The organism is Arthrobacter sp. YA7-1, from assembly GCF_025960325.1.
In the GTDB taxonomy this organism is placed as follows: domain Bacteria; phylum Actinomycetota; class Actinomycetes; order Actinomycetales; family Micrococcaceae; genus Arthrobacter; species Arthrobacter bambusae_A.
The window spans coordinates 561,219-572,308 of record NZ_CP110114.1 but is presented as its reverse complement, the minus strand read 5'-3'; the positions used below and the strand labels follow the sequence as shown (position 1 = coordinate 572,308).

Sequence of the window (11,090 nt, the reverse complement as noted above, 5' to 3'; positions counted from 1 at the left end):
CGTGGCGCCGCCGGCCGGTCAGGGATGATTGATCCCATGCGTCACATGGGGAACAGCGGAAAGCTTGCGATCGTCTCTGCCGTGGTGTCCGCTGGTTTGCTGGTGCTCCTTGCCATCACCCTCGACGAAACCGTGATGTACACCTTCCTCGGGGTCCTGGCGCTCGGCTACCTTGCGTGCGTCGCGGAGGTCATCGTCCGTCGAAGGCACTTCATGCTGGTTCTCGGAGCCATCTCGTCCATCCTGTTCATCGCGTTCGGAATCGCTTTCCTGCGCATGTGGGGGCTCGCTTTCAACCAGGATGACAACGCCTTGGGCAGCGCGGTGAGCACCAAGGACTCGGACATCTATTTCTACCTCGCCGCCCTTGCCGGCTGCAGTTCCTTGCTGGTCTTGTTCCTGGGAGCGGTCTGGCCGTCCCGCCGTGCGAAAGCGGCGGCCCGTCCGGCAGCCCGGCGTCCAGCGCCCCGGCCTGCTTCGCGCCCTTCCCCGGCACCCGCCAGGCCCGCCCAGCGGCCGGCGGCCCGTCCGGCGTCGGGGGCCGTGAAGCGACCTGTCCCGCGGAAACCGGCCCCGGCCACCTCCGCCAAACGCCCGACGTCGGGAGCGCCGGCTCAGCGCAAGCCGGCACCCAGGCGCTGACTCATTCCGGGCGCGGCCACATCCCCAGGCTTCGCTCGCCGCTGCAGCACGGCAGTGGCCACGCCGCCCAGCAGGAGGAGGCCGCCGGCCAGTTCCGCCGTCGTCGGGACCTCCGAGATGAGCAGCCACGCCGCGGTCATTCCCACCACCGGGACCAACAACGTAAACGGCACCACGGCCGAACTCGGGTACAGGCTGAGTAGCCGGTTCCAGATGCCGTAACCCACCAGCGAGGCGAAGATGGCGGTGTACAGGGCGCTCAGGATGGTCGCCGGCTGAAGGTTGGAAAGGGTCCCGACGACGGCGGCAGGGCCGTCCACGAGGAGCGACAAGGCAGCAAGGGGCAACGGGACCACGGCCCCGGACCAGACCACGAGCCCCAGCCCCGAGGCCGCCTTGGCCTTGCGTGCGATGATGTTTCCCGCAGCCCAGGACAACGCGGCGGCAAGCACAATCATGAGCGGCACCACCGGAGCCACCAGGCTTCGACCGACCGCCACCAGCGCTAGTCCGGCCACACCCAGCACCACGCCCGTCAGCTGGCGCTTGCTGGGCCGCTCGCCCAGGAACCTGGCCGCCAAGAGCACCGTCAGGAGCACTTGCGCCTGTAGCACCAGTGACGCGAGCCCGGCTGGCATGCCGAGGGCCATGCCCAGGTAGAGGAGGCCAAATTGCCCGGCGCTCATGAACAGCCCGACGCCGATGATCGCCTTCCAGCTCACGTTCGGCTTGCGGACGAAGAAGATGCAGGGGAACACCACCAGCACGAAGCGCATGGCGACGAACAGCAGCGGCGGCACGTCGGCCGCTCCACCGCTCCCGTCACTGCCATTCCCGCTTGCGGGGTGTAGGCCAAAGTCGATAGCGACGAAATTCAGGCCCCAAAGGACGGCGACGAGGACGGCGAGTGCTGAGTGTCGGATATTCACGATTCAACTCTGGCAGTCAAAAGGATGAAGCACCAGCGTTGAATTCTGCATCGGATCGTGTACGTTTGCTTCATGATTGAGATTGCGGCGTTGCGTGCCCTCGTAGCCGTGGAACAGCAAGGCTCCGTGGTGGCCGCCTCGGAGGCGATGGGATTCAGCCCCTCGGCGGTCTCCCAACAGATCAAGAAGCTCGAGAAGCAAAGCGGCGTGACGGTCCTGGAACGTCACGGCCGCGGCGTACTGCTGACGGACCGCGGCATGGCGCTGGCCGAGTACGGACGGCGCATCCTGGGCGAATTGGAAGAGCTGCAGGCCACCTTGCTCGCCGACCCTGCGAAGCCAAGCGGCGTGTTGCGGCTCGTGGCATTCTCCACCGCCTGCCGCGGACTGGTGGGGCCGATGCTGGGGAAACTGGGCGCGGCTCAGGCTGGCACGGGCTCGCGGGCGAGTTCCGGGCCTGGCGGCTCCGGGCTTGAAATCCGGGTGGTGGCCGAGGACCCGCGCGAGGCCGTCCAGAGGGTCGCCACCGGTGAAGCCGATCTCGGCGTCGTGCACAACTGGCACTCAGTGCCCCTGGTCATTCCGGAGAACATGGTCCACGAGGACCTCTGCCTGGACACCGCCGACGTCCTGCTCAACTCGGCGCACCCGCTGGCCGGACGGACCGCCGTCGAGCCTACCGACCTCGTGGACGAAAGCTGGATCAGCACGCCGGCCGGGGCCATTTGCAATGAAGCATTGCTGGCAATCCTCGCGGGCCTGGGCCGCGTGCCGGACATCCGCATCTACGACCCCGACTTTTCCACGCATATCGCCATGGTTCAGCAGGGCGTGGCGGTGGCCCTCGTGCCGCGGCTCGGAAGGCCTGAGCTTCCCGCCGGAGTGGTGGCGGTGCCCGTGGTTAACCCGATGCAGCAACGCCAAGTGGGAATCGTGTACCGCAAGACGATGACGGCAAGTCCCAGCATCCGCCATGTGGTGCGCTTGCTGCAGGATGTGGCGGCCGGCCTCGAGGTGGATTAGCCGGGGACTACTTCTTGGGGCGGGGAACGGTGAAGTGGGTCAGCCGGGCATCCTGGCCATCGAGTTCAGCCCACGGCTTCTCGAGTTCCATCACGGTCACGGCGCTCGTGGGGTAGCGCGTGGCGGCGTCCATGTAGGCGTCATGGTCAGAGTCGCGGGAAGCCAGGTGCATCGCGAGCTCCTGCACGCCGGGCATGTGCGAAAAGATCATGAGCGTGGTGACGGTTTCGGGCACGTGGTTGATGACGGTCAACATCCGCTGCGCGGAGGCGGCGTAGAGGCCGTCCTCGAGTTTCGGCGTCGGGGCCTTGTCCCCCAGTTCGCTGCACACCCAGGTGCAGGTCTGGCGGGTCCGGAGCGCGGACGAACACAAGATGAAGTCCGGAATCACGTGGTGCTTGAGGAGCCATTTGCCCGCGAGCGGGGCTTCCCGGTGGCCACGCTCGGCAAGGGGTCGCTCATGGTCCGGCACCCCGAGGGGCCAGTCCGACTTCGCGTGCCGCATGATCACCAGCCGCTTGATGTGATGCTCGCTCATCCCCCCACCCTACTATCCCAACTGACTCGCATTTGTTGCCGTTATGAGGCCTCAAAACGACAACAAATGCGAGTCAGTTGGGTGGGGCTAGATCGAGTATTCCGGAGCGGCCCAGACGATGACCTCGGGGTGCTCGTAGAAGCGGTAGCCCTGGCCGCGGACGGTCCGGACGGTGTTCGCGAGGCGGCCGAGCTTGGAGCGGAGGCGCCGGATGTGGACGTCGATGGTGCGCTCGTTCGGGACTTCTTCGGCGTTGCGCCACAGGCCTTCGAGGAGTTCATCGCGGCCCACGGTGCGGATGCCGTTCTCGACGAGGTAGTTGAGGAGTTCGAATTCCTTGAACGTGAGGTTCAGGGATTCGCCGTCGAGGTGCACCTCACGGCGGGCGAGGTCGATCAAGACGCCGGACGGTCGGGCTTCCTGGGCAGGCTGCGGGCGGAGCGCTTCGGAGCGCTGGCGGTTGCCAACAGTCGGGTCACCGAAAGTCGAGCGGACGACGTCGAGCGCCGAACCGGGCGCACTGGCCGGGGCTACCGCGACGGCGGCATAGCTCTCGGCACCGGCAACGAGGGACTGTGCGTAAGCCCGGATTTCCTGGGCAAGCTTGGCGATGGACGTTCCTGCGGCAGCCGCCGTGTCTTCGTCAATGCCCATGTAGAGCACGAACCCGCGGGCCACATTGTCGCTGGCAACAGGGCGGATGGAGCGGTCTGCGGGAGCCAGGACGGGCGTGGGCGCAGTCATTGGCGCGGCCTCGTTGGCGGGAACGGCGCGGAGCTGTCCGTAGGAGCTGGGGTTGTAGCCCTGGGGGACGTAACCGGGCGCCTGGCTGCCACCCTGCGGTGCGGGCTGGGCGTAGGCCGGGCGGTTTCCGAAGCCGGGACGCAGGCCGGCGTTCGACGCGGCCTTATTGGCGTTACGGACGGAGATATGGACGTATCCGGATGCAACTGACATGGAGTGCTTACCTCAAAGTGAATAGCCGTCATCGCGGCTTCGAATGCTGGTCTGGTCCCCGCAATGAGATGGGGAGGGGCGCCCGACGCTGGGCAGGGGGCGAATGCCTGAAACTTCCTGGGGTCTGAAGTTAGGCATGCATTCGACAACAGCTCATCGAAAAACCAGCGGGTGCGCTGGGCTCGATCGCTGCGGCTGCAGATGCTGTTGAGTTCTTGTTCACATTTGAAGTGTGCAACGTAACAAAGGGAACTTGCAAGTAACAAAGGGCGGAACCGTCCACATTTTGAGACGAATCGGACTATTGTGCCGCACATCACAATTCAGACATGTCCAAATGTGACCCATTCTCGTTCGTCACACTGGCCGTTGCGCGCGCAATACTCGAATAAAATTTGATTGAATTGCCACTTCCTGAATCTCAAGTCACGTCACGCGCTTGCCCTTGAATCTCGAGATATGAAACAACCCTTGTCCAATCCTGGATCTGCTTCCATCGAAAATTCTTTAGGCAAATCGCCTGTCAGGGCCTTTGCAAGGCTTCTCAACCTCACATCGCGTGGCTGGTTTCCAGCTTCGACGCAGCCCTTGGTTTGGATCGGTACATGTCGGCGTCGGCCTCCATGAGAAGCTGCCGCGCCAATTCTTCCCGCGCTTCGGGGAGCATTGGCCTCATCGCGGCCGTCACGGCTTGGCCGACGGCGAGCTCGACCCGCAGCTGCGACTCGCCCGCGATGCACTCCGGATCGAAGCTGTTCAGGATGCGGGAGGCGATCACGGCAATTTCCTCGGGTGATTCCAGGGCCGGGAGGAGAATGACGAATTCGTCACCGCTGTAGCGCGCGACGGTGTCGACGCCGCGGACCGCATCGGCGAGGCGCCCGGCGACATGGCCGAGGACCTCGTCGCCCACTGCGTGGCCGTAGGTGTCATTGATGTCCTTGAAGCGGTTGATATCGCAAAACAACAGGCCGACGTGCAGGCCGTGGTTGCCCGCACGCTCCAAAGCCTCATCGAGGCGCGACGTCAACAAGGTCCGGTTCGGCAAATGGGTCAAGGCATCGTGGGTGGCTTGGTGCCTGGCCTCTTCAAGGAGTTTGGCCCGTTCCAACTCCGATTCTTCGAGCCTGCGCAACGTGGCGGCCAGTTCCCGCTCATAAAGGCGCCTCTCGTGGACGCCAAAAACGACGACGACGTTCAGTTCGGGGGCAGCCGTGTCGAAGGCATCGGGTTTCCGCGTCCGGGACACCGCGAGCAATACCGGCAGCCTTTCGCCGTTGGCGGCGAGGATCTCCACCGCAAGCTCTTTCACCGAGCCGTTGGATTCGATGGCCGGGATGGCGTGGGTCAGGAACATGATCCGGTCCCCGGCCGGCAAGAGGGAGAGCAGGTTCAGCCCCAGCAGCGCTTCCTGTCCGCGTCCCGTCCACTCGTACATCGTCCGGTTCGCGTCGACGATGGTGCCGTCGGGCCGGGTGAGCAGGTAACCGGCCGGGGCTGCGTCGAAGATCTGCCGATAGTCAACTGTCCCGTCGGTCATACCGGGGTGCCGAGGTAGTCAAGAAGAGCGTTGACTGTTTCCTCCGGGGCGCTTGTCTGCGGGAAATGGCCGGTCGCGGCAAGCCTGACGAGGACGCTTGTCGGCAGGCGTTCCTGGAGGTAGGTTCCGATGTGTTCAGGAGTGACGACGTCGTCCGTGCTTTGGAGGATGAGCACAGGCAATTCGACGCGGGACAACAAATGACGCACGTCGGAGAGGAAAGCGACGCGGGCAAAATCGCGGGCAACCCTGGGGTTGATCCGACGGAAGCTGCCCTGCAATTCCCGCCCGAACTCGGGTGAGGAGGGGACGTTCATGAACACAGGGGCCATCGCCTCGGCCCAGACAAGGTAGTTGGCGTCCAAGGATTCAAAGAGCTCGTCCAGCTCATCACTGGAATAGCCGCCGAAGTAGCCGTCGTCGGGGTGGTTCATATAGCTGGGCGAAGCTGTCACGAGCACGAGCCGGGCGATGCGCGACTGCTGGTCGGCCGTGGCCGCGGCAATGGCCATCATGGCTCCGACGCTGTGGCCGATCAGCGTCACGCCCCCCAGGTCCAGCTCGGCGCAGATCTCCAGGAGGTCGGCAACGTAGGCGTCAAGGCTCGAGTAGCGTGACGAATCATAAAATGCCTGGTCGGATCCCCCCGAGCCCATGTGGTCGAAGAGAACTACGCGGTATTGCTCCGTCAGGAACGGGAGAATCCGGTCCCACATCTTCTGGTCCGTGCCAAAACCGTGCGCGAACATCAGGACCTGGCCGTCCGTGGCCCCCAAGACCGTGACATTGTGCCGCTCAACCATCGACGCGGTCATGGCTACCCTCAACTCTCCTCGGCTATCGGCCTGACCCCTTCCGCATTTCCGCGCCGGGCTCGTCCGTGAACCCCCGTCCGCCGGCCCTTGTCATCGTACCCAACTGACTCGCATTAGATGTCGTTTTGGGGGCCGATAACGACATCAACTGCGGGTTAGTTGGTGGTCCCGGTTCCTTGGCTGGTTGACGCGGTGGCAGTCACGATCTGGATGGACTGGGCCGTGTACTTGTCGGAATCCTTGAGCGCAGTGACCCGCACGCTGGATCCGGACTTCACATCGGCGAGGGTCAGGGTGGTGCCGGTGGTCCCGCTTCCGCGTTGCCGCATACCTTGAGCTACCACGACGTCCGATCCCAGCACATAGGTTTTCGTGAACCCGTCTTCGCTCTTGACCGTCATGGAGCTCGCCGAGATGTCGGTGACTGTTCCCAGCTGGCCCGCCATGGTGACGTAGCTGCCGTTCTGGAGGACAACGTATTCCGAGTGGACCGCTGCGTTCAGGCCGCCCATGCCCACCCCGAGCCCACCCGGGCCTGCGTTCGTGCCGCCGGGGCCGCCGAATCCGCCCTGCCCGTTCTGCCCGGCACCCGGACCCTGCGCGTTGGTAGTGTCAGCCACCGCGGTCCCGTTACCGGCGGCATATGCGCCGGCTCCTGCCGCCGCAGCGACCACCACCGCGACGCCGCCGACAATGAGGCCCTTCTTCAGGCTCCAATTCTTGAAAAACGAAGGTCGGGGCTGTCCAGCGTTGTATTGCTGCGGACCACCCCAACCGGCGGCAGGCTGCTGGTTCACCGGCTGCTGCGGAGCACCCCAACCGGCGGCAGGCTGCTGGTTCACCGCCTGCTGCGGAGCACCCCAACCAGCGGCAGGCTGCTGGTTCACCGGCTGCTGCGGAGCACCCCAACCGGCGCCGGGCTGCCCGGACTCATCAACGGGGCGGATCACTGGCTGCGGGTGCCCGTTCTCCGGCTCGGAACCAGGTACGGAGGGGTTGTTTTGCTGATCCATGATGTTCTCCATCGAAGTCGAGACTCTTTGGTCGCGGTTGTTCTTGTCCCAATCAGCGTCAGTCGCGTTGCTGTGCGTTGGCTGTGTCGAACTGAAGGCTTCCCTGTGACCTGCAGCGGTGTTGTGTCGGATTCTGCTGGGGGAACCCGCGCAACCTTTGGACAGGTGGCTAGGCTGGGACTCACAGGGTGCTCACAGCAACGGCTAAGCACCGGCAAACCGGCAGATTGGAGAGTTGTCCCATGGCATCCTCGCACTCCATGACCAACAACCTTCCGCAGCTCAGCCACCCGGACGGTTCTCCCATCCGGGCCCTCGTGGTGGACGACGAACCCAGCCTCGCCGAGCTCATGAGCATGGGCCTGCGCATGGCGGGCTGGTCGGTCGCAGTGGCCGGCGACGGTCCGGCCGCAGTGAAGCTCGCCAAGGACTTCCGTCCGGACGTCCTGGTGCTGGATGTGATGCTTCCAGGGTTCGACGGCGTTGAGCTGCTGGGCAGGATCCGCGCCTTTGCGCCCGAGGTTCCTGCGCTTTTCCTCACCGCCAAGGATGACGTGCAGGACCGGATCGTGGGGTTGGCCGCGGGCGGCGACGATTATGTCACCAAGCCCTTCAGCATGGAGGAAGTCCTCCTGCGCCTGCACCGCTTGGTCCAGCGCTCGGGGGTGGCTGCGATGGACACGGCCGAGCTGGTGGTAGGCGACCTGACCTTGAACGTTGACACCCGTGAAGTCACCCGCGGCGGCGAAGACATCCCGCTCACCGCGACCCAGTTCGAACTCCTGCGCTACCTCATGGAAAATCCCAAGCGCGTGGTTAGCAAGGCCCAGATCCTGGACCGCGTGTGGGATTACGATTTCGGCGGCCAGGCCAACATCGTGGAGCTTTACATCTCATACCTTCGCAAGAAGATCGAGGCCAACCATCCGCCCATGATCCACACGGTGCGCGGAGCCGGCTACGTCATCAAGCCTGCCGAATAGCCGGGGCGTCGAATGTCCGCACTCTCGGGTATCCCCCGCCAAACCGACCACAGCTGGTTCAATCCCTCAACCTGGCACTTGCGCACCCGCTTGATCCTCCTCTCCATGGCGCTCCTCGTGGCCATCTGCGGCGCAGTCGGGGTGGTCAGCTATGCCTCCATGGACGTGTTCCTCACGAAGCAACTGGACCAGCAATTGATGCAGGCGTCGCACGGGCGCCCGCCGCAAGGCAACCCCGGCGGCCGTCCGGACCCCCTGGATCCCCGGGGCCAGAGCATCGGCACCTTGAACGCGCGAATCCTTGGCGGCCAGGTGAGCAGCGATGCCGGGTTCCTCTCCTCGGATGCCACCCGTACTCCGTTGTCGCCCAGCGATGCCGGAATACTGTTGGCGCTCCCCTCCGATGGCCGTCCGGTTGATCGCACCCTCTCCAATGGCGGCTACCGGCTGGTAGCCGCCGAAACCCCCTATGGCGATGTGGTCATCACGGGGCTGCCGCTTGCCTCGAAAGAAGACACCGAGGCCTCGCTCGTGTGGACCATGGTGCTGGTGTCCTTGGGCGGGCTGATCCTGATCGGGCTGGCCGGAACCGTCCTGATCCGCCGTACCATGCGCCCTCTGGAGCAACTTTCCGACGTCGCCACGAAGGTATCGAAACTTCCGCTCGACGCCGGTGAGGTGGCACTCGCGGTGCGCGTTCCGGCGTCGGCGGCCCACCCGGGCACAGAGGTGGGAAGCGTGGGCCATGCATTGAACCTCATGCTGGACAACGTCTCGAGCGCCCTCGAGGCGCGCCAGCAAAGCGAAACGAAAGTGCGCCAGTTCGTGGCCGACGCGTCACACGAACTACGCACTCCGCTGACGGCCATCCGCGGCTACACAGAGCTCTTGCGCATGACCGAGACGTTCACCGAGGACGGCCGCAAATCACTGGGCCGGGTGCAAAGCCAGTCCGAACGCATGACCACCCTCGTGGAGGACCTCCTTCTGCTGGCCCGGCTTGACGAAGGCAAGGCCCCGGAGTTCACCGATGTGGACCTCACGCAGTTGGTGGTCGAAACCGTCAGCGACGAGAAAGTCATGGCCCCCGAACACATCTGGCAGCTCAAGCTCCCGGATGAGCCCATCACGGTCCGCGGCGACACCACTCAGCTCCACCAGGTCTTGGCAAATCTGCTCTCCAACGCCCGCAAGCACACGGAGGCGGGTACCACCGTGGTCACCGGCGTCATGCGTTCCGCCGATGGCAGCGCCGTGGTGACCGTGACGGATAACGGGCCGGGCATCCCGCCGGATTTCCAGGGCAGGATTTTCTCGCGCTTTGCCCGTGCCGACGCCGCCCGCTCCGGTTCCGAGGGCACGTCCGGGCTCGGCTTGTCGATCGTGGAATCCATCGTTCAGGCGCATGGCGGTACTGTCGAAGTGGCATCGCGGCCGGGCCGGACGGAGTTTGCGGTGCGGCTTCCGGCGCTGAGGACCGCCACGGCCTGAAGGCCGTCCACAAAATGACGACGCCGGTGCGCGGCGAGCGCAAGTCGACGCACCGGCGTCGTGATCTCCGTTACCCAAATGTGACTTAAGCCGGATCCTCCTGTACCGTCGAATAGGTGCGCCGGATCATTCCGGCCGCCGCCGGGTAGGCGCCGAGCTCTGCCCCTCCCCGGTGCCAACAGTCCAGGCAGAGACGGGGGACCCAGGTCTCCGGGCAAGCGCTCATGTTGAGCCAGCCCTAGGGGTGAAGCCGCACCGCCACGATTCCCAGTGGCCACGGCCGGATGACCTCATCCGAATCCGACAGCTAACTCCGCAGGCGTCGAGAGGCAATCACCATGTCTGATTCCAGGAATCAGTCGCGCTCTGTTGCGCGCCACCGCGGCGAACCGGCCCGGAGAAACAAGTCACGTTCTACGTTGAGGCGAGTCGCTTCAAACCTCGGCACCGGCCAGCGCATGGCAGTTGTTGCCGGCGTCGTCGCCGTGTTCCTCGGTGCCGGTGCTGCAAGCCAGGCCGCCGGACAAGCCATCAATGCCCAGGACATGAGCCGTTCGTCGGATTCCCGCGCGGTTAGTCACTCAGCCACTCCATTGGCCACCGCCACGCCGTCGGCGAGCGCGAGCGCCAAGCCGAGCGCCACGCCGGTTCCGAGCCGGGCAGCCGCCCCGGCTCCGGCCGCCGTCGCGCCCCAGGCTGCCGCTCCCGCCGCTCCGGCCGCGCCTGCAGCCCCGGCCGCACCTGTTGCCCTCGACGATCCCGCCGGGGCCCAGGCCTATGCCGCTAGCCTCCTGCCCTCCTACGGTTGGGGTCAGGGCGAGATGTCCGCACTGATCACCTTGTGGAACAAGGAATCGGATTGGCGCACGACTGCCACCAACGCCTCCAGCGGCGCTTACGGAATCGGGCAGTCGCTGCCGGGCGCGAAAATGGCATCCGAGGGCGCCGATTGGCAGACCAACTACCAGACGCAGATCCGCTGGGGCCTGAACTACATCAAGGAACGCTACGGATCGCCGTCCGCGGCGTGGTCCTTCCACCTCGCGAACAACTGGTACTAAGCCAGGAGCCACGCACAAAGAACGCAGGGGTCCGTCCCTTCCGGGGGCGGACCTCTGCGCCTAGTGGCCACACATGCGAGTCGCCATGCCGGTCGGAG

Annotated in this window: 11 protein-coding genes and 1 riboswitch; of the genes, 5 read left to right on the top strand and 6 right to left on the bottom strand. The window is 65.0% G+C overall.

All coding sequences use genetic code 11. The features are described from left to right. Positions 1 to 36 precede the first annotated feature (36 nt). Positions 37 to 642 (top strand): hypothetical protein, encoded by a 606-nt coding sequence (locus tag OIT41_RS02795; RefSeq protein ID WP_264637385.1) that lies wholly within the window; start codon positions 37 to 39, stop codon positions 640 to 642. On the opposite strand, the gene OIT41_RS02790 is transcribed toward OIT41_RS02795, so the two are convergent. Next, positions 615 to 1,571 (bottom strand): EamA family transporter, encoded by a 957-nt coding sequence (locus OIT41_RS02790; protein ID WP_264637384.1) that lies wholly within the window; start codon positions 1,569 to 1,571, stop codon positions 615 to 617. The two genes, OIT41_RS02795 and OIT41_RS02790, sit on opposite strands and share 28 nt — an antisense overlap. A gap of 72 nt (positions 1,572 to 1,643) precedes the next feature. On the opposite strand from OIT41_RS02790, the gene OIT41_RS02785 reads away from it, so the two are divergent. Further along, a complete protein-coding gene (locus tag OIT41_RS02785) occupies positions 1,644 to 2,594 on the top strand; it encodes a LysR family transcriptional regulator (protein WP_241709688.1) in 951 nt (316 codons plus the stop codon). Between the two features lie 7 nt (positions 2,595 to 2,601). Here the strand turns inward: OIT41_RS02785 and OIT41_RS02780 are convergent, their stop codons facing one another. From OIT41_RS02780 to OIT41_RS02760, 5 genes are all read right to left on the bottom strand, one after another. Continuing rightward, positions 2,602 to 3,132, bottom strand: coding sequence for a SixA phosphatase family protein (locus OIT41_RS02780; protein WP_241709687.1), 531 nt, complete (start codon positions 3,130 to 3,132; stop codon positions 2,602 to 2,604). An 87-nt stretch (positions 3,133 to 3,219) separates the two neighbouring features. Next, the gene (locus OIT41_RS02775; RefSeq protein ID WP_264637383.1) at positions 3,220 to 4,089 is read right to left on the bottom strand and encodes a winged helix-turn-helix domain-containing protein; all 870 of its coding nucleotides are present in this window, start codon (positions 4,087 to 4,089) and stop codon (positions 3,220 to 3,222) included. 550 nt (positions 4,090 to 4,639) lie between these two features. Beyond that, positions 4,640 to 5,629: a diguanylate cyclase domain-containing protein gene (locus tag OIT41_RS02770; protein WP_264637382.1), complete on the bottom strand. Its 990-nt coding sequence runs from the start codon at positions 5,627 to 5,629 to the stop codon at positions 4,640 to 4,642. Further along, on the bottom strand, positions 5,626 to 6,444 hold the full coding sequence (locus OIT41_RS02765) for an alpha/beta fold hydrolase (protein WP_241709685.1): 819 nt from the start codon (positions 6,442 to 6,444) through the stop codon (positions 5,626 to 5,628). The genes OIT41_RS02770 and OIT41_RS02765 overlap by 4 nt, the downstream gene beginning before the upstream one ends. Positions 6,445 to 6,599: 155 nt before the next feature. After that, the gene (locus tag OIT41_RS02760) at positions 6,600 to 7,457 is read right to left on the bottom strand and encodes a hypothetical protein (protein WP_241709705.1); all 858 of its coding nucleotides are present in this window, start codon (positions 7,455 to 7,457) and stop codon (positions 6,600 to 6,602) included. Positions 7,458 to 7,699: 242 nt separating this feature from the next. Here OIT41_RS02760 and OIT41_RS02755 point away from each other — a divergent pair, with 242 nt between their 5' ends. From OIT41_RS02755 to OIT41_RS02745, 3 genes are all read left to right on the top strand, one after another. Continuing rightward, positions 7,700 to 8,440 (top strand): response regulator transcription factor, encoded by a 741-nt coding sequence (locus OIT41_RS02755; protein ID WP_078106594.1) that lies wholly within the window; start codon positions 7,700 to 7,702, stop codon positions 8,438 to 8,440. Between the two features lie 12 nt (positions 8,441 to 8,452). After that, complete coding sequence (locus OIT41_RS02750; protein ID WP_241709684.1) at positions 8,453 to 9,931, top strand: sensor histidine kinase; 1,479 nt, start codon at positions 8,453 to 8,455, stop codon at positions 9,929 to 9,931. Positions 9,932 to 10,071: 140 nt separating this feature from the next. After that, positions 10,072 to 10,267: riboswitch (cyclic di-AMP (ydaO/yuaA leader) on the top strand. A 122-nt stretch (positions 10,268 to 10,389) separates the two neighbouring features. Continuing rightward, positions 10,390 to 10,992 (top strand): hypothetical protein, encoded by a 603-nt coding sequence (locus OIT41_RS02745; RefSeq protein WP_319801838.1) that lies wholly within the window; start codon positions 10,390 to 10,392, stop codon positions 10,990 to 10,992. Positions 10,993 to 11,090 lie beyond the last annotated feature (98 nt).